Genomic DNA, 19,630 nt, shown 5'->3' on the forward strand with positions numbered 1-19,630 from the left:
TAAGTTGTTGGGCATCGGCCTTCTGGCACAAATCATTGCACAAATACTGTCATGAGCTGATTACCTTGCTTAGCCTGTTTTTCTGTCCACAGCAGCAAAAATCCGTTCTGAGCTGGCACAATACGTGGTTGTACGGCATTATGATTCGGCAAAGACCATTGTTTAGCCGCCGACCACGATAGCCCACCATCGTCAGATTGTGCAGAAAATATCCCACTGCCATCAGCACCGGTTTCATCCCAAACTGCCCTAATGTGTCTATCACCAGTAACGGCGACATCCGCATGAACTGCCATTTTACCCAGCTTATACGGCGGTGACCATAGCTTACCGTTATCGACAGAACGCACATAATACAAACCTTGCTTGCGCTCCGCGCCTGTCCAGACCAAACTGTGCATTACTGTATTGCCGTTATCATTACCATAAGCAAGACCGCCACCGACATGCGGACAGCCTTCAAATTTCCAGTTGAAATCCCCTGCCCGGCTCAATTTTTGCCATGTTGTACCATTGTCGATAGATTGGCTAAGCGCCATATCGCGGACTTCCATATCACGGTATAACACATTGAGCGCACCTGTGGGCGTAAACGCTAGTTTGTTCCAGCAGCAAGAACACGTCGTATCATCCAAAGTGACAGATTTTTGCCAGTGTATACCGGCATCTTCTGAGCGCGCATAACGCAAGCCCTGATAACCGTTTTCGTCCCTATCATCCAGCCATACGGCGTGAAATGATCCATTGTTTGCCGCAGCAATATCAATATGCGATTGATCGCCACTGTCATTAACGGCTGGATTTGGACTGATTTGCCAGTTTTTACCGCCATCATGCGAATACACGCTAACCATAGCCCCCATACCGGGAAGTTCTCCGGTTGTTTGCCACAAAGCCACCAACTTATCACCATTGACAGCCAGTTGAATATCATTGCCTCGCGTAGCCATGGACGGCGGCTTAGGACTTAGTACATTTAACCGCTTAAACCAGTGTTGGCCGTCATCGTCAGAATATACATAACGAATCACGGCTTGCTTGTCAGTGTTTGCGGGCACGCCAACAGCAATCAGGTGTATGCGGTTATTATCTACATAAACATCGAAAGATATCGTGTCGGAAAACCCCAAAACAGATGTCGATACATTTGAATATGAAATCGCATTTACCGGACTCTCTAATCGCGTTAAAGAACTAGGGGGTGAACAAGCACTCAGCACCAAGACGACAGCTGGCAATACCGCCATGTCTAAAACACGCAGGTTAAATTTATCAGCCATCATTTTAAGATTTTCGCAAAATGTGCCTGATAATCTGCCTCTATCAATACGCCGCTAATGCCTTCTCTTTGATGAGCCTTATCAAAAAAATACGTTCTGGGCAACTCACCATACCAAGTCGGATCAATTTCGTATTGCAGTTTTTGGCTATTTTCATCAGCATAATTCCAGTTTTCAACCGTGGTAAGTTCATTTTTCTGCAAGATGCCCTGGATTTGCGTGCTTGCCTGTGCACCATCGGTCGCCAGCATAACCATCTTAAGCTTAGGATATTTTTTATGGAGGCTATTTAACAAAGCCATATCTTTCAGGCAAGATGAACAGGTTATTGACCACACCACCAACATAAAAGGCTGCTGGGCAGTTTCGGTTAATATCTGTTGGTAACTCCCAGGCACAAAAGGTTTCAACGTGGCTTGATCGGTTTGCGCAGCGTTATTCAGCGTTGGCACAAGCAGCAATAGAAATAAAACAAAATTTTTCAGTAGCATAATAGTTCGCTCTGCCGTCTCAAATCGAGGTTAATTGTAGTGTTTTGTGTGACATTAACTGCTCATAATAACGCGCAGCAATGCAGTTGTAATGTGTTTTAGTTAGTGTACCATTAACACTAAAAGTTCTTTATTCACTCTCAAAGCTTATCGCAGTAATACGGCCGTCTCATGGTTTTTTTGTAACACAACTCACGGAGCGTTTATGAAAACTCACAACATAACAAAAACACCGTTAACCGGCATGTTTTTAAGTTTACTGGCAAGTACGCTGTGTTTACAAGCTGCACAAGCGGCTGAACACAAAAATTTCAGCGGCATCAATTTTATTAAAATAGAACCAGGCTGTTTTCAAATGGGACTGGATCAAGCCATTGAAAAAATTCAAGCCAGTAGCAAAGCAGAAATGCCCAGCCATAAAACATGTATTACCAAACCTTATTATCTAAGCGAAACCGAAGTCACCCAAAAACAATGGCAGGAGCTGATGGATAAAAATCCCAGCAAGTTTAAAGGCCATTTCAAGCCGGTAGAAAGAATCAGTTGGGAAGATACCCAAGAATTTATTAAACGGCTGAATGCTAAAGAAGGTGGCAATCTCTATCGCCTACCCAGCGAAGCAGAATGGGAATATGCGGCTAGAGCAGGTTCGGCTACGTTGTACTCGTTTAGTGATAGTGCCAGTTCGTTAAGTGATTACGCCTGGTTTGGCGATAAGGGTTACGGCGGCGATACCCACGAAGTCGCACAAAAAAAAGCCAATGATTGGGGCTTGTACGATATGCACGGCAATGTGTGGGAATGGGTAGAAGATTGGTACGATCCTAGCTATTACAGCAATAGCCCAGACAAAGATCCAGGTGGCCCCAGCACTGGGCAATACCGCGTTTACCGGGGTGGTAGCTGGGTAGGTGATGCTATCAGCCTGCGCTCTTCCGGTCGTTTCAGCGGCTTACCCATGACGCGCAGCAACGATATTGGTTTCCGATTATTACGACAAGCCCAGTAATAAACGACAAGACCTAGGTGACGATACCTTCATTCTTATGCATGCATTCAGCTTTTATTCATTTTTTCATGCTAGAATCCAGCTCGAATCCAGCTAATTAGTTCGGTTCATCATTTAAAATTAAGGGGAATTACTTGCCTTATTACAATAATAATCTACCTGATACATACTATTGATCCATGCCGCATGTTCTTGATGTTAATTGGCTCATGACTCTTTTAAATTAGCACTTGGTTTTTTAGGTGACTGTTTGATTGCATTTTTTTAAAATACGAATAAAATGTGAACCGGTATATAGCCATCAACAAAAAAACTTTTAATAACAAATAGCAACAACTTTAGGACTGAAATATGAAATTTTTAAAAAAATTCGGATTAGCTTTATTGATTGCAACTTCTATGGGCACTTTTTCGGGCGCTGCGCTAGCTGAAGTGGATGAAGGCAGAATTGCCTACGGCCCTGAACAAGCCATTGATTTAGTAAAAGCTAAAATTAAAATAGCTGAAGAAGGCATTGCAGCAAAAAAGAGTGGCGAAGAAGTTTCTGGTATGATTTTAGAAGCACTACATGCTAGCAAAGAAATCAATGCAAATGACAAAGTTGACAATGCGCGTATGAAAGCCAATACCATCTTGAAATCTGCAAAAAAACACGCTAAAGAAGGCAATTTGACAGAAGCCAGTACAGAACTTGCTACAGCAACAACAAAATTCGAAGACTTGAGATATTTGATAACACATGGCACTTGGTAAGACTATTCCTGCCTAGATTAGCTTGACTCCCTCCTGCTTGAATTAATCAAGCAGGAGGGTATTCTTCATCCCCAAGCAGCACACTTCCCTCTGGCAGCCAGTGCCTATCTGCTCAATGAGCACAACCTGAAGCACTGTTTTTTGCACTATTTACCCAGCAATTTTTCTTCGCAAATCCTTCGGCTCCGTAAGTTTTTTATCCAATCTTTAAAGGTTAGTTTTTTAGATTAACAGTGGATTTGTTTTATATCACAGATCGATTGCAATTTTCTACGATGCGAATAAAATATGAATTGGTATATACCTAGTAAAAAACTTATTAATATCAAAATAGCATCCACATTTAGGACTGTAACATGAAACTTTTAAAAAAATTCGGATTAGCTTTATTGATTGCAACTTCTATGGGTACATTTTCATCCACTGTGCTGGCTGAAGTTGATGAGGGCAGAATAGCCTACGGACCTCATGAAGCTATTGACCTGGTTATCGGTAAAATTAAAGAGGCTATTGTCGCCATTAAAAGCGGCTCAGATGGCGCTGCGGTTGCCCCAATGATTAAAGCCGCCCTTGATGCCAGCAAAGAAGTAAATGCCAATGATGTTGTCGATAGAAACCGTTCAAAAGCAAATGACATATTAAAAGCGGCTAAAGCACATGCCAAAGCCAGTTCTTTACAAGAAGCGGAACAAGAACTAGAAAAAGCACAAAAAGCCTTTGAAGCACTACATGGTCAAGTCTAAACCTTCTCTAGTAGTTTAAAAAAGGTTTCCAACTTAAGGCGCACTGCCATTAAGTTAAGCAAGAAAGCCCCTTTCCTGCTGGAGAGGGGTGACGGCTTATTAGTCTCTTTACCGTCCTGATTGAGTTTGTGGGGCAGGACGGAATCTAAAACAGCATAAGCTCTGCGCTAATCAATGCTTAGCTTTATACCTGTTTAAAACTGGAAAATTCTGAAGTTGCGCTATTTTACAAAGCAACTTTTCTCAGCCGATGCTTCAGCTTCTTTCAGTCTTTTCTTCAAGTCTTTTGATTGTTTGGGATCGCGAAAAGCGGCACCACTTTCACCCGCCACACCACGTAAATTACTGAATGTTTTTGCCGTATCGAATTCTTCAAAGCTCATTTGTTCAGCTATTTTATCAATCTTACAGCCGCAGGCATATTGGCTGATATAGTTAAGGCCACCATGTTCTGCAATACAATTTAAAACGTATTCAACACGATCCCTTGTCGGATAGCTATTCAACTGGCTTGATGATTCGGTGGGTTTTTCCTGTACGGTGGTCGCTGCACAACCGACAGTAACTGCAAGAACGATAGCGCTCAAAAAAAATAATTTGTATTGATTTATCATATAGCCCAATCAGTCAGTAGAAGCCGGATATGGCAAGTAGTTTTAGCAAGGGTGATTTATGGATCGCTGTGTATCCCTCAAAGCAAGGCTTTGCCCACAAAGAGCTTATATGGGAGTAAGTATGGGGCTTTAAAATAACAGTCGATCACCAAAATCCCTGAATATATTGCCAAGACATGAAGACTTTACTGTATTTTTTTCATGCCTTTCGTGGACAAAGCAGCAACCATGTTCGCACCTTAAGGCGCGAACATGGCCACACTGTCATTAATTAGCAGCAGCTTTACCCGCTTCAGTTGCCGCAGGCACTTCAATCAACCGACCAGTCTTGCAATCATAGATATACCCGTAAACTGGAATATTTCCAGGCACTAATGGGTGATTTCTTACCCGTGAAACATCTTCCAATACGCTGGCTTCTTGGTTTTTAATAGTCAGCCAATCAATGTAATTACACTCAGCAGAACCTGGGCCATCACCGCTATCATGCCAGCCTTCCGCATCAATAGAGGCTGTTTTTAAGCTGCTGTTTAACAATCTGCGCATAATTTCATCAGTAAATAACTCCATACCGCAATTGGTATGATGAATAATAAACCATTCGCGCGTACCCAAAAGCTTGTAAGAAATAACCAAGGAACGAATCGCATCATCACTGGCACGTCCGCCGGCATTACGAATAACATGCGCATCGCCTTCTGACAAACCGGCATATTTAGCGGGATCTAAACGCGCATCCATACAGGTCAAGATGGCGAAACTTCTGGCCGGTGGCAATGCCAACTCACCTTTATCACCAAAACCCGCAACATACGCTTGGTTTGCAGCTAATACTTCATCTAAAATTTTGCTCACAGCATTTAACTCCTCTCATTATTATTTTAATTTCAAAGAACCTCTGCATCCACATTACCGTCTGCACCAATAACTTACAGAAATGATTTGGACGACCGATTTTACCCCAATATCCCCGCTATTCAAATAGCTGAAAATTTAATACCTTACCCAGAAGGGACGCTTATAAAGTAGCGGACAACAATGCTACAGTTAGGTATGATCTATAGACATAACACTTTCTGTAAGCGACAGCGCGATGAACACCCAACCGATCAACAATCCCTCCAAAACTGCCTGTGTTATTTTAGCCGGAGGGCGTGCAACTCGTATGGGCCATCAGGATAAAGGCCTGGTTCATTATAATGGTCAGCCTTTAATACATTACGCCATCGCTGCATCTCAGTGTGTGGTTGATCAACTGATCATTAATGCCAATCGAAATATTACCCGCTATCAAGAGCTTGGCTTAGCCGTTATAACCGATGATACCGCTAGCTTTGACGGCCCACTAGCCGGTGTTTTAGCGGCAATGCACGCTACCGATGCCGAGGTATTGCTGGCAATACCCTGCGATTGCCCCTTAATTAAAGCGCAACATCTCCAAAAACTGTTGCTGGCAGTTATGCAAACTAAGGCAGATATTGCTGTTGCCTGTGAAGGCGACCAACTACACGGGGTTTTTTTTGCTGTCCGCACAATATTACAGCAAAGTCTGCATGATTATTTAGCCAGTGGTCAGCGTAAAGTGAGCACATGGCAAATCCAGCAGCAGATGATAAAAGTTGATTTTAGTGCCGAGCCGGACATATTTACCAATATTAATACCATGAATGACTTATCCATTTTAGAGACGCAACCCCCAGTCGTATTAGGCGGTAAATGATGCGCCATAGCTTAACCATGCCGTCGGTACAATCAGCCATTATTCCAGTGGTTAACGAATGGATACGCGAAAACCCAGGTACGCTATCACTGGGACAAGGAATGGTTTCCTATCCGCCACCTGCCAGCGTTATGCAAGCAATTCAACATTTTGGTACTCAGCCGACAGATCATTACTATGGCTCAGCTTTTGGAATGCCCACTTTACTAAACGTTATTGATACAAAATTGCTCAACGAAAATGCTATCGATTGTCAACGTGGTTACCGAGTAATGGTGACTGCCGGTTCTAATATGGGGTTTTTGAATGTGCTGCTACCGATTGTCGATCCAGGTGATGAAGTCATTTTGCCACTACCTTATTATTTTAATCAGGAGATGGCCGTGCGCATGTTACATTGCACGCCGATTTTTGTGCCTACGGATGGAGATTATCAACTGCAAATTGACCTGCTCCGTGCTGCCATTACTACAAAAACCCGTGCCATCGTCACCGTATCACCCAACAACCCCAGTGGCGCAGTGTATCCAGAAGTGGACTTACGTGCAGTGAATGCGTTGTGCCAACAACATGGCTTGTATCATATCAGTGATGAAGCGTATGAGTATTTCACTTATGATAATGCCCAACATTTTTCACCCGGCAGTATTGCTGGCGCAGGGGCGCACACTATTTCCCTTTATTCATTATCGAAAGCTTATGGCTTTGCAAGCTGGCGCATGGGCTATCTAGTTATCCCCAAAGAATTAGTGCCATCGTTAATGAAAGCGCAAGATACCAATTTAATTTGCCCACCGTTGATCACTCAGCATGCCGCATTAGCCGCGCTGCAAACGGGTATTGCTTACTGTAAAAATCAATTGCTGCCCTTAACTGAAGTTCGCCATTATATGATTACGCAATTACAAGGTTTAGAGCATGTTTGCCAGACTTCGGTTACGGCGGGGGCTATTTATTTTTTGTTAAAACTAAATACTGACCGTAACGATTTAGAGGTTTTACACACATTGATTCGTGACTTTAAAATAGCTGCCCTTCCTGGTAGCGCATTTGGCTTAACCGATGGCTGTTATTTGCGAATTTCTTATGGCATGTTAAATCATGCCAGCGCCGAAATAGCCATGCAACGGTTAATCAAAGGTATTACCACGCTTTGCTAACTGAGCATTGCCGTTTTGCTTACCCTATTAAGCCAAGATGTTGTCTACTATTTTTACACTGGAAAAGTCTGCTTCCTTAATGTAAGGACATGTTATTGGTCAACAATTCAAGATATAAAAGGTTCAGCACTAATTGCAAACATTAAGTGTCATATTAATTTACGATTACTCATAAGAAATATCTTAATATCCGAGAACGAAATATTTATCCAATTGATTTTATAATTATTTACATTTTTGGTGTGTATTTTGCATAATTTAATTAAGGGCTGCCTACGATTCTATGCTCCAGTCAATTTATGCATAAAGTTTTTGCATTTCTTTACATTCATCAATATGCTTGTTTGGTAAAGCCTCCCAGGTGATAAAGTGAGTACATTCTCCTAATTTTATCAAGGCAATAAAACTGTTGATTTCAATTAATCACCCACAAAAAAGTGATTTAACATAAACTCTGGCTCGATAGTATCGAGGCTTATCCCTAAAAAAGTCATTCTTGCAATTTGCTCAAGGATACTAAAAATCAATGATTTGGAGAAAAAAATGGCTATAAAGACAATTACTGGTGATGCCGGTGACAATAATTTAATCGGCACCCCCGATGATGAAATCATCTATGGACTAGAAGGCAATGACACCCTAAACGGCGCTGGTGGCAATGACCAGCTGTTGGGTGGCGCAGGCGATGATACCTATATCATCAATAGCCTGGGGGATGATGTAAGCGAAACCAATACTGATGGCACTGATGCAACAGGTACAGACACGGTTAAGTCGTCAGTATCTTTTACATTGGGAAATTTTTTGGAAAACCTCATTTTAACAGGTGGCGCTGCAATTAATGGCACGGGCAATAATCTGGATAATATGCTTACCGGCAATGCCCAGAGTAATACCCTCACTGGCGCGGCCGGAGACGATGACGTTTACGGAATGGCCGGAGATGACATTTTAAAAGGCGGTGATGGCGATGATGTACTTGTTGGCGGAACGGGCGCTGACCAAATGTTTGGCGGCGCAGGTAACGATAAGTATTATATTGATGATACCGATGACCTAGCCAGCGAACAAACCGATGCGGGAACTGATGCGGGCGGTATTGATACCCTCTACACGCCTTTTTCAAGTGTATTAGGTGATCTTTTTGAAAACCTGACATTAACAGGTACAGCTATCGTTAATGGCACCGGCAATAAATTAAATAATAAAATAATAGGTAATAGCAACAGCAATATCCTTACCGGCGGTGCGGGTAATGATGTTTTATCTGGTCTGGGTGGTAATGATACCTTGAAAGGAGGTGCTGGCAATGACACTCTCATTGGCGGCGCTGGTGCTGGCACTGGGGGAGATAAAATGTTCGGCGGGTCAGGCAACGACAGTTATTATATTGATAATAAAAGCGATGTCGTCAGTGAAGATGATGGCTTCGGTAGCGATGCCGGCGGTATTGATACCATTAACTCAACTATTTCCCTCACGCTTGGTGCACTTTTTGAAAACCTTAACCTAACAGGCAATGCACCTGCCGAGGGTACAGGGAATGGTCTCGATAATATACTGAAAGGCAATATTAACAATAATATTCTTTCCGGTCTTGCAGGAGAAGATACCCTAGACGGTAGGGCGGGCAATGATACATTACATGGCGGCGATGATAACGATACCTTAATTGACGACGAAGGCAGTAACAAACTTTACGGTGAGGCTGGAGATGATACCTTAAACGTAGACAACGCAGCCGGCAATAACTTCTTGTATGGCGGCGCTGGGCTTGATAGTTTTTCAGCCATAAAGTCTACGGGTAACAATTATTTTAATGGTGCATTAGGCGATAACCGCTTCAACCTTTTTGCAGCGAGTGGTAACAACAATGTTGTGGGCGGTGCTGATAATGATTCTATTCGCGCGGATTCCAGTACGGGTGATAACATCCTGAATGGCGGCGACGGCGATGATTATATTGTGGCGAATAATAGCAATGGCGACAATAAAATCTATGGCATGGGTGGTAACGATCGCTTAATCCTAGTCGCCCCGAAAGGCGCTAACATGCTGCTTGGCGGAGAAGGCGACGATCGCATTAGTCTTTCAGCGGGCAATGCCGCCAGTTTAATCACCCAAACAGTGGATGGTGGTAATCAATCTGATACTTTAATCGTCGATTATACTGATGCCAGCACCACCTTAACCGTCTTTATCAATGCAAATGATGGCGCAAGCGGTACTTTTATTGCCGGCACAAACCAAATTAAATTCACAAACATAGAAGCAATGAAAATTACCGGTACTAACTTTGATGATGACCTAAAAGGTGGAATCGGCAATGACACACTCAATGGTGGCGCAGGTAATAATACGCTGTCTGGCGGAGAAGGTGATGACAGCCTTTACGTTGATAACAATGCTTCTGGAAATAACATTCTTGAAGGAGGAGCTGGCAGTGACAGCCTATCTTCCTCTAATAGCACAGGAAACAATACTTTCAATGGTGGTGCAGATAATGACACTATAGAAGTTAATAATGCTGCCGGTAACAACATTTTGAATGGCGATGACGGCAACGACAAACTTAGTATCTCAGCCAACAGTGGCATCAATAAACTTTTTGGCGGCGCAGGTAACGATAGCATTTACGCTAGGCAATCCGCTGCAGCCAATACATTAGACGGCGGTACTGACAATGACTTTCTAGATGCTTCCGGCTCCACCGGCACAATTATCATGATGGGCGGTGAAGGCAACGATTACCTGACCGCAGAAAATAGCACGGCAAAAAACACCTTTAATGGCGGCAGTGGTAATGACAATATTTTCGGCGGCTTAAATGATGACATGATAATAGGGGGATTAGGTCGAGACACTTTATATGGCTCCACTGGCGCAGATACCTTTGTTTTTAATTCCGCTTCTGATTCTTTCCCCGATAAAATTGGCGATTTTTCTTTGGCGCAAAACGATGTTATTGCCATTTCTGCATCGGCTTTCGGTATCGCCAACTTAACTATTGCGCAATTTTCCTTTAATGGGGCATCCACAGCAGCACAGAGCTTTATCTATGACCAGGAAAACGGTATTTTATCGTTTGATAGGGACGGCAGCGGGGAACAATTTTTTGCTGTTGACTTAGTTGGAGTTGATTCCGGTACGGCATTGACAGCGGCCAATATTCATATTATTGCTTAAAACACCCTAAAATTACTTACCAGCACGGACACATGAAAAACTGTCCGCGCTTGGTAATTCGCTAAAAATTGCCGGAGTGCGGTACTAGTAAATATCACAAATCCGGCAATATCACAGGTGTACTAATTTCATTAATCCTCAGTCCATAACAGATAACGGGGGCTTTAATCACCTCACCTTTTATAGACTGCAAGGCCATCTGTGCCAAGTTAGCACCCGACAAACAAGCCATACCAAAGCCACCGGAAGGTCTAGCATTAATTTCCAGCAAGCGCACACCCTGCGCACCTTGTTTGAATTGAATATTGAATATGCCATTCAACCGATAACGTTGAGTTAATCGACTAACCATGCCCTGGATTTCAGGATGGTTATCGATGGTTTGCCCATGACCTGCCATTGGCGATTTTTTTCGTTGTACAGCAACTAAAAGCTCACCGTGCCGGCCTACGCAATCGACGCTCCATTCAACGCCGCCCAAATGTTCCATAACCAGCAGCGTATCAAATTGTGGCGTATTCACCATGCCTTGCCGTAGTTCTTGCCACGGTATTTGGTACTCAATCCCTTTAAGCACATGAGTGATGCCATCACGCTGCCTATCTAGAATTCGAAAACCAAGCCCGTAAACCGACACCGCCGGTTTAATACACAACTTTTCATGTTTAAGCGATAACGTATTAACAGCACGGTCAAATTCATCAGCATTATTAACTGCAATAAAATCCATTACAGTCGCCACACTGGGCTCTAGGTGACTATAAAAATGGGCTTTATTATGTAATAGAGTGAGCGTTGTAGCATCAGCAACTGACATCACTTGTACACCAATGGCATTAAACAGGGCATGATTAGCACTGATCAAAGCCGCTTCCTTACCCGGCCAAAACAAATCAATCTTGTGGAGACTGCAAAACACCACACACCATTCAAGATAATCTTGACCCACCAGATCCGAAGGCTCTAGATGGTTCTCATCAGCCGCTAAAAACACTGTGGCTGTGGTGTAGGTTTGCGTACAAATCAGTGTCACTTCATCGGCCGGTATCGACTGACGAAGATTTTTTAATACCGCAGCGATGGTTGAAAAAGTCTTATTGAACCAAATTCTCACGACCTATAGATGAATCACGATTTGCGGCAACAGGCTATCTATAGTACGACCATTGCCATTTTCACCAATCGCGTGCATTTTCCACTCGCCATTATGGCGATACACTTTGGCCATAATTTGCGCAGTGTGATTGCCTTGTGCACTTAATGTATAACGGGCAATTTCCGTGTTGTTGGTGCCATCCACCAAACGGCAATAAGCATTTTCTACCGCATCAAAGGTTTGATTAGTAAATGAGTTAACGGTAAATACCAATGATTTAACCTCGCCAGGTACTTTATCCAGCGCCACGATAATTTGCTCATCATCGCCATCGCCGTCACCAGTACGGTTATCGCCCGTGTGAATAATACTGCCATCACGGCTTTTTAACTGTTTAAACCAAATAGTATCAACCAGTTTATTTTGCTCGTTAAACATAACACATGAAGCATCCAAATCGATGGCATCGCCACTGCCACTGCCAAAAAATCCTTTTAATGCACCGCCAGTTTTTTTAGCATCCCAGCCTAAACCCATAATAACTTTTGTTAAAGAAGCCCCAGAATCTTTGGTCAAAGAAATTTTTTGACCTTTTTGTAGATTAATACCCATGAATGAAATGCTCCTAAAGTAGATAATTAATACAAGAGTTTATGGGTTACCTATGGTAAACCCAGTTTATCAACTCGGCCTCACGGCGACTCAACAATAAAAAATCTAAGCGAGTATACACTCAACGAGTGATACCCTTAAGTTTAGCCGCTTCCAGCCAGAGAGGAAATTCACTCAACAAACGTTCATACAAATCTTGTTCACTTACGCTGTTAAGGTCATCTAACGAAAAAAAGCCACAATTGTCGACGACTCGGCCAGATAAAGTATCGAGTTTTTCCAAAACACCATAATTTCGCCCACCAATACCAATAAATTGCCAAAAAATAGGCAATTTAGCCGCATCGACCAACAATTTTTTAATAACGGCATTTTGGCTTACGCCGCCATCACTCACAAAAATTATCAATATCGGCAAATTTGTATGGGCATAATGTTGAATCACCCGCTCGATTACTTCGGGTTCATTATTAATACTCATCATGCCCCAATTACGCCAACCGTAGTCTGCGCTGGCGATATAATCAGAATAGTTTTGTAACGTAGCTGGCGGCAGCGCCAGAGCTTTGCTGGAAAATGCCCAGACATCCAGCGCTCCATCGTCATCAAAATGCACAGCCAGCGGCAACAATCGCTCAATGACTTGCTGCACTTTACCCTTATCATACTGTGCGTACATTGAGCCTGAAGCATCCAATACCAAGCCTACCTGCGCTACAGTGGCTGTCAAATAATATTTTTCCAAAGAGATCGCTGCTTTTTTAGCCAAACCGACTAGTTTTGGTGCCGCCGCGGCAATCTTTTTTTCAAGGGGCAGCTCAGGGGGTTTCTGTGGCATCTCTTCTTCAACATTACCGCCAAAATATTGAACCAATGCGGCCAAACCCCCATTGAAACCTTGAGCGGTGGCACTGAAACGCCAGCCACTGTTACTGCGGTAAATTTCACCCACTATCAAGGCTTTTTCGTTTTCAAAATCTAACCCTGAAAACGAAAAGCGAGCAAGTTCTTGATTAGCTACAACAAAACGTAAATAACCATTATGTAATTGCCGTATGGTTTCAGAGTTACTCAGTACTGCGGTAAAAACCAAACGATCAATAGTGGCTGGCAATACCGTCAATTGACATAAAAATCTGATTAAATCCTGCTCTGACTTAACTAATTTAATACCCCCGCAAGAGCTTTCGGCCTGATTATAGAACGTCATATACCGCTCATCCGCTAATTTTTGCTGGGCATTTACGCTAAAACAAGCAAAATCAACATCTTCTCGCAATCCAGAAAAACACAAGCCAATCTGAAATGACTCGATATCAATATTCTGATGCAACTCAGCCAAAGCCAAGCGCTGGCCGCGACGAATTTGCATAATCCTGTTTATAGCAAATTAAACATTAACCCCAAATGAAGCCGCTAATGGCCCTAATCCACCTGCAAAACCTTGACCTACCGCTTTAAATTTCCAATCGGCACCCACGCGGTAAATTTCGCCAAAAATCATGGCTGTTTCTACTGAAGCATCTTCACTCAAATCATAACGGGCAATTTCTTGGCCGCCATCTTCATTAATAATTCTAATGTAGGCACGACTAACCTGGCCAAAATTTTGTTTGCGTGTAGCAGCATCGTGTATAGTGACCGCAACAACAACTTTATCTAAATCGGCAGGTATTTTACTTAGCTCCACTTTAAGAGACTCATCATCGCCATCTCCCGCACCAGTCAAGTTGTCGCCTGCATGTTGTACGGCGCCATCAGCCACGACTTTATTGTTGTAGAAACAAAAATCACTGTCTGAACGAACTTTGCCATCTAGCTTAACCATAAAAGCACTGGCATCTAAATCGAATGCGGCACCATCTGTTGCGCGTGCATCCCAGCCCAAACCAATTACAACTTTATTTAATCCTGGAACCTCTTTGCTGAGATTCACGTTACCGCCTTTACTAAGTGATATTGCCATAACCGTCTCCGTATTTTATAAAAAGTGTTAACCCTTAATGGATCATATTAAATATTTATGCCGTATTGTCTAGCCAAGGCAGATAATCCACCCGCATAACCTTGTCCTACAGCCTTAAATTTCCATTCAATACCATGTTTGTATATTTCGCCAAAAATCATAGCGGTTTCAATCGAAGCATCTTCACTCAAGTCGTAACGCGCCACTTCATTATTGGAATCACCATTGACTATTCGTACATAAGCATGGGAAACCTGACCAAAATTTTGTTTACGTGCTTCTGCTTCATGAATCGTCACAGTAAAAATCACTCGCTGAATATCTACTGGAATTTTATCTAAAAACACATTAATTGTTTCGTCGTCACCATCTCCGGCACCCGTACGATTATCACCTGTATGCTCCACAGAACCACAGATAGAAGTTGTTTGATTGTAAAAAATAAAATCACTGTCGGAACGCACTTTCCCATCTTCTTTAACCATAAAGGCGCTGGCATCCAAATCAAAATCTGTACCATCCGTGGGCCTTGCATCCCACCCCAAACCGATGATGAGATTTTTCAGCGTGGGATCAGTTTTCGACAGGCTAATATTGCCGCCTTTACTTAATGAAATACCCATAAATTAACCTCCAGTGAGTTTATATTTTTTTAATAAGAACTTGACTCAACTACGCCTTAGTCCATACAAAGTATAGTGGAATAACGCTAAACCTCTGTAAAAATATCAAGCTACGTTGACAGCGTATAATTGCTAATAATACCTATTAATACGCAAATTGCATAGCAGGAGAATTACAACGCTAAGTTTTTAGTGAAAATACAAATCATCAGCTGCAAAATCCATAATCGTTAGCAATCCTTTGCCACAAATACTTAAGTCTCCATTTTTAAAAAGATATAGCCGATTACTAGCGAAATTTGGTGATACCACTGAAGCAAAGCGATGTTTAAATCAAAAAATTTTGGAATAAAAAAACCCCCACTACCCAGAAGAGTAGTGAGGGTTTCAATTCCTCTTTATTTGGCAATTAAAAATTGCCAATAAGATTCATTTATTAGATAAATGATGGAATTAATGGAGCATCTACAGTAACCATTTGACGGTTGCCGCCTTCATCAGTGAAGAACAACAAACCAGCAAAACGACTGTCTGGATCGTAGATCAAGTCAGCTAAACGATAAACTTCCCAAGCCGCGTCAGACGCAGTAACTTGGTAAGTTCTTGTTTGGCCTGGAGCAAGTGGGCTGTTATCGCTAACAGTCAAACCTTCTTCAGCCAACAAGTCATCTGGGTATCCAGTTTCATCTTCATGAACAGCAGGATCCAAGAAACGTACGCCAGCAGTGTTAAACTCGCCTAAACGAACAGCTGAATCACCATTGTTAGTAACAGTCAATGTCATTTGCATGGCACGGCCTGGTACACGGTAAGTAGCGTCGTCAACTTTAACAGCGACTGTTGGAGCTGGCATTTCAATTGGCTTCATACCACGTAACAAACCTGCTTGTAGCGGGGTTGTAATTGGAAATTCAGCGTTTGTGCTAGCCATAGTTGCTGCAACGATCGCCATTGTACCAACAGCGAAAGCGATACCAACTTTTTTGTCAGTTGGAGTGATCAACGTGTCAGCTTTTCCTGCTTCAACGGCAAGATGACGTGGAATAAATACTGGTTTACGCAACCAATAAACAATCCATGCCAAACCGATTGCATACCAGAAAGCATGCCAGAAGTAGATGTTACCAATGTTGTAGTTTTCTAAATCAACAGTTACGCCGGTCAAAGTTGTAATTGGATTTTTGAAATCTTTCATAGAACCAGTAATGGTAACCCATTTACCTGGCCCGATGATTGGACCACCACCTTTAACGTTCATCATACTGTGAACATGCCAATCGCCTGGACGACGTGCTTTCAACAATACTTTGAATTCGTAGGTTTCACCCAATTCCAAGCTACATGAACGTGGAACTAACTGACCACCGATCCAAGACCCTGCACGAATAAATACAGGACCTGGTGTACCGATGTTCAAGAAAGATGATTCTGGTAAATCAACAGTTTCAGGCCATCCTTTAAAAACGTGGAATTTACCTGTAACAGTCATTGTATCATTAACAGCTACGGTATCTTTTGACCAATTTAAGTCATACCAGTGAATAGTACGCATACGCATAAACGCTGCTTGAGACTTTTCACCATGAGCTGCTGCTGTTGGAGCATAAAACATTGCTGCTGTAACGCCAACTAACACGCCGACAAAGGACAATTTAGCAATCTTGTCTTTAATCATTTTCATATATCCTCCTCTATAATAGAGAATCTATAGGTTTTGAGTATCTAGCCAGTAGCCGTTATAAAATAATCGTCTCTGACCAGTTTTTTATGTACATGTTCTTAATTCAATGATTCTTAACGAATCAGTAACGTTTCTTATGATGCAGTTGTGAAAGCGGTGCTTCCAAACCAACGACCAAAGAAATGCCACAATACATATACGATGATACTCACGAAACCAGAGAAGAACGCTGATACTGGAGCAACGTCTTTACCAAAGGTTCTTAGTGTACCTTTCTCAACCATTCTGATGTACTCGGGCATACCAGTTCTGATGTAATGGTATCCTAATAAGTCAGCCAAAGTCATTACCATACCGTTGTATTCAACAGGTTGATGTAATGGAGCAATAACTGGCCAGTTGCTTGGGTAAAACAACAAACCGAAAGCCAAACCACCAAGTACCGCAGTCAACTGCATACTTCCAGACATCATCAATATAACATCCAGAACGATAGCGCCTGGAATTAATTGTGATGGGAATACGAAGTTAATTGGGAAATATGTCCAACCCCAAAAGTTGAAATATCTGTTGACCCACTCACCGAATAACAAACCCATTACGCAGAAAGTTGCACCGAATGCGATGCGATAACGCCACCAAAGAACTGCTTGAACAGCTGCTGGAAAAGTAATAGCCATAATTGGCAGAACTGTTACCCACAGACGTCTATCTTTCCAGTCAACCCAGAAATCCCAGTCACCTGCAACAAGCATAAAGTGAACGTGGTAACCACCAAGTACAACAAAGAACAGTGTAAAACAAATTAGCCAGTCAAACGTACGTGAAACTTTTACCGCTTCAGCACGTGAACGTACAGCTGATTGAGATGCGCTCATAGCTTTACCTCCAAAAAGGATTAAATTATTTTTATTAAAACTATCTTCTCTTAAGGTTGCCCCAAAATCTAGGAGATTTAGGAGCAACCAAGGAGATAGTTATTACAGCAAAGACTAGATTAAAATTAAGCTAAGTCTTTTTTCAGAAGCTTGGCAATTGCCGCAACTTCGATACCAACAACACCTAATACACCTAAAGCTGACCATCCGAAGAATACGAAGCCGTAATGTAAAGGAGCAACAAACAACTCTTCCATGAACCAGAAGGTGTGACCCCATTCATTCAAGCCAACATTTGGCAGAATCATGAATGGACCAACGGTCGCAACCATATATTGGATAGAGTTACCTTGTTGGTAGGTAGGCAATCTTGTTTTTGCATACAAGAAAGCGCCGCCACCAGTAATAATATATACAGGGTAGCTCAAATAGAATTCGATAACGTGACTTGGTGTGAAGTCAGTGTCACGAACAATTGTTTGATGCCAAGTACCATCTTGCTCAGTGAAGTAGCTAGCGCCGAAGTAAATAGCAACGCCGTAAGCAACTAACCAAACCCAATGATGGAAATGTCTTCTCAACTCTTCTCTTGGAGTGATTGACATCACTTTACGATCGCGAGATTTCCACAGGTAACCCCATAGAATACCAGCAGTTGATACTTCTAAAACGAATTCAATGTACAGGAAGTTCATCCAGTATGTTTCGAATTCGGGTGCGAAAGAATCTAAGCCAGCAGACCAGCCATAAACGCCTTCATACCAACGGACCCATGCATAAAATACGCAATAAATTGCGACTGCAAAGACCAAGTTTCTTTTATTTAACAGCGGTGCTTCCGCAGCATCAGCTTTCACTGATTCAGTTGTAGCTGCCATTTCTATCTCCTAAAAATGAATTGAACCTGGCTAATAAGCCAGTGTCGATAGTAACAAGTCCTTTTTACCCACTTGAATATGATTATTATCACCATCAAGAGACACCAAATCAATTTGGCGCTTCCAAAGTCTACCAGTTCGAACTACCTTGTCAAGCCTATTCATTCATTGAATTAAATAATTTTTACTTCACCCCCGCTATTCCAAATTTTATTATCTTTAACTACTTGATTTCTGATATTATCAACGTAAATTGAGCATTCTAATTCAACTAAAAAAATTATTAAAAACACCTAACTTATGAAAAAATACTTACTCTTATTTGTGGGGCTAGGCGCATTAATAGCCTTCATGCGCCTTGTACTGCTCCCACTGGTTCTCGAAGTAGTTGCCTCGGACGCCTTTCTCGTTGAGAGCAAAGATGAAGCTCAAACACAGAGCATATCAACCCCCCTCACGGCTCTTGCATTTAATCACTGCAATAGTTACATAAAATCAGAACTTGGGGATAAAGTTGATGTAAGCTTCCCAGATAAGCCACTTAAGGCATGGGGTTTTGGCAATTATCAGTACATTATTCATTCTGAGTTTAGCGTTGCTGGCAACGCATCAAATCCAAAAACATACGCCTGTCGCATAACTTATGATAACGGTGACAATCAAGAGGGTATTGCTGATCCTAAGAACTGGACGGTAGATGGCCTGACGGGGCTAGATGGGCTTTAACCAGCCAAATTTAGTGATAGCCCACGGCGTGTATTCCGTGAAACGCTCAAAGTAAGTTACTTTTAATACACTATGCAAAAAATGGTAGAACCTCGAAATAAATCGATTTGTTTTATTGGCGGGTTCTGCCTTTCTCGACACTTGATTATATATTATCCCCCGCGATTTCTTCTCAGCGCCAACTGTTCAAATATAACAACCCCTAACCAAAAAT

19 protein-coding genes are annotated in these 19,630 nt (G+C 42.3%); 7 read left to right on the forward strand and 12 right to left on the reverse strand.

Annotated features, from left to right (window positions below; all coding sequences use genetic code 11):
- Positions 1-32: 32 nt before the first annotated feature.
- Entirely contained in the window at positions 33-1,283 is a 1,251-nt protein-coding gene (locus tag ACHZC4_RS01845) for a sialidase family protein (protein ID WP_394752060.1), read from the reverse strand.
- Complete coding sequence (locus tag ACHZC4_RS01850) at positions 1,280-1,771, reverse strand: TlpA family protein disulfide reductase (protein ID WP_394752061.1); 492 nt, start codon at positions 1,769-1,771, stop codon at positions 1,280-1,282. The genes ACHZC4_RS01845 and ACHZC4_RS01850 overlap by 4 nt, the downstream gene beginning before the upstream one ends.
- A 205-nt stretch (positions 1,772-1,976) precedes the next feature.
- Here ACHZC4_RS01850 and ACHZC4_RS01855 point away from each other — a divergent pair, with 205 nt between their 5' ends.
- The 3 genes from ACHZC4_RS01855 to ACHZC4_RS01865 all read left to right on the forward strand — a co-directional run bounded on the left by ACHZC4_RS01855 (position 1,977) and on the right by ACHZC4_RS01865 (position 4,276).
- Positions 1,977-2,780: a formylglycine-generating enzyme family protein gene (locus ACHZC4_RS01855; RefSeq protein ID WP_394752062.1), complete on the forward strand. Its 804-nt coding sequence runs from the start codon at positions 1,977-1,979 to the stop codon at positions 2,778-2,780.
- A 351-nt stretch (positions 2,781-3,131) separates the two neighbouring features.
- Positions 3,132-3,533, forward strand: coding sequence for a hypothetical protein (locus ACHZC4_RS01860; protein WP_394752063.1), 402 nt, complete (start codon positions 3,132-3,134; stop codon positions 3,531-3,533).
- A 356-nt stretch (positions 3,534-3,889) separates the two neighbouring features.
- Complete coding sequence (locus tag ACHZC4_RS01865; protein ID WP_394752064.1) at positions 3,890-4,276, forward strand: hypothetical protein; 387 nt, start codon at positions 3,890-3,892, stop codon at positions 4,274-4,276.
- 221 nt (positions 4,277-4,497) lie between these two features.
- Here the strand turns inward: ACHZC4_RS01865 and ACHZC4_RS01870 are convergent, their stop codons facing one another.
- Positions 4,498-4,890, reverse strand: coding sequence for a hypothetical protein (locus ACHZC4_RS01870; RefSeq protein ID WP_394752065.1), 393 nt, complete (start codon positions 4,888-4,890; stop codon positions 4,498-4,500).
- Between the two features lie 267 nt (positions 4,891-5,157).
- Entirely contained in the window at positions 5,158-5,745 is a 588-nt protein-coding gene (locus tag ACHZC4_RS01875; protein WP_394752066.1) for a beta-class carbonic anhydrase, read from the reverse strand.
- 238 nt (positions 5,746-5,983) lie between these two features.
- Here ACHZC4_RS01875 and mobA point away from each other — a divergent pair, with 238 nt between their 5' ends.
- The 3 genes from mobA to ACHZC4_RS01890 all read left to right on the forward strand — a co-directional run bounded on the left by mobA (position 5,984) and on the right by ACHZC4_RS01890 (position 10,956).
- A complete protein-coding gene (gene mobA, locus ACHZC4_RS01880; protein ID WP_394752067.1) occupies positions 5,984-6,610 on the forward strand; it encodes a molybdenum cofactor guanylyltransferase MobA in 627 nt (208 codons plus the stop codon).
- Positions 6,607-7,770 carry a pyridoxal phosphate-dependent aminotransferase gene (locus ACHZC4_RS01885; protein WP_394752068.1) on the forward strand — a complete coding sequence of 388 codons (1,164 nt, stop codon included), beginning with the start codon at positions 6,607-6,609 and terminating at the stop codon, positions 7,768-7,770. Before mobA ends, ACHZC4_RS01885 begins: the two co-directional genes overlap by 4 nt.
- Before the next feature lie 543 nt (positions 7,771-8,313).
- Positions 8,314-10,956 (forward strand): beta strand repeat-containing protein, encoded by a 2,643-nt coding sequence (locus ACHZC4_RS01890; protein WP_394752069.1) that lies wholly within the window; start codon positions 8,314-8,316, stop codon positions 10,954-10,956.
- Between the two features lie 94 nt (positions 10,957-11,050).
- On the opposite strand, the gene ACHZC4_RS01895 is transcribed toward ACHZC4_RS01890, so the two are convergent.
- The 8 genes from ACHZC4_RS01895 to amoC all read right to left on the reverse strand — a co-directional run bounded on the left by ACHZC4_RS01895 (position 11,051) and on the right by amoC (position 18,690).
- Positions 11,051-12,070, reverse strand: a complete 1,020-nt coding sequence (locus ACHZC4_RS01895; protein WP_394752070.1) for an ATP-grasp domain-containing protein — start codon at positions 12,068-12,070, stop codon at positions 11,051-11,053.
- Positions 12,071-12,073: 3 nt separating this feature from the next.
- A complete protein-coding gene (locus tag ACHZC4_RS01900) occupies positions 12,074-12,664 on the reverse strand; it encodes a TerD family protein (protein WP_394752071.1) in 591 nt (196 codons plus the stop codon).
- 121 nt (positions 12,665-12,785) lie between these two features.
- Complete coding sequence (locus ACHZC4_RS01905; RefSeq protein ID WP_394752073.1) at positions 12,786-14,036, reverse strand: VWA domain-containing protein; 1,251 nt, start codon at positions 14,034-14,036, stop codon at positions 12,786-12,788.
- Positions 14,037-14,054: 18 nt separating this feature from the next.
- Complete coding sequence (locus ACHZC4_RS01910) at positions 14,055-14,630, reverse strand: TerD family protein (RefSeq protein WP_394752074.1); 576 nt, start codon at positions 14,628-14,630, stop codon at positions 14,055-14,057.
- Between the two features lie 47 nt (positions 14,631-14,677).
- Positions 14,678-15,253, reverse strand: a complete 576-nt coding sequence (locus ACHZC4_RS01915) for a TerD family protein (protein ID WP_394752075.1) — start codon at positions 15,251-15,253, stop codon at positions 14,678-14,680.
- Positions 15,254-15,689: 436 nt separating this feature from the next.
- On the reverse strand, positions 15,690-16,934 hold the full coding sequence (amoB, locus tag ACHZC4_RS01920; RefSeq protein ID WP_394752076.1) for a bacterial ammonia monooxygenase, subunit AmoB: 1,245 nt from the start codon (positions 16,932-16,934) through the stop codon (positions 15,690-15,692).
- A gap of 134 nt (positions 16,935-17,068) precedes the next feature.
- Positions 17,069-17,812 carry a bacterial ammonia monooxygenase, subunit AmoA gene (gene amoA, locus ACHZC4_RS01925; protein ID WP_394752077.1) on the reverse strand — a complete coding sequence of 248 codons (744 nt, stop codon included), beginning with the start codon at positions 17,810-17,812 and terminating at the stop codon, positions 17,069-17,071.
- Positions 17,813-17,937: 125 nt separating this feature from the next.
- The gene (gene amoC, locus ACHZC4_RS01930) at positions 17,938-18,690 is read right to left on the reverse strand and encodes a bacterial ammonia monooxygenase, subunit AmoC (RefSeq protein WP_394752078.1); all 753 of its coding nucleotides are present in this window, start codon (positions 18,688-18,690) and stop codon (positions 17,938-17,940) included.
- Between the two features lie 300 nt (positions 18,691-18,990).
- Here amoC and ACHZC4_RS01935 point away from each other — a divergent pair, with 300 nt between their 5' ends.
- A complete protein-coding gene (locus tag ACHZC4_RS01935; RefSeq protein ID WP_394752079.1) occupies positions 18,991-19,416 on the forward strand; it encodes a hypothetical protein in 426 nt (141 codons plus the stop codon).
- Positions 19,417-19,630 lie beyond the last annotated feature (214 nt).

Source organism: Crenothrix sp., assembly GCF_043729335.1.
Taxonomy (GTDB): Bacteria; Pseudomonadota; Gammaproteobacteria; order Methylococcales; family Methylomonadaceae; genus Crenothrix.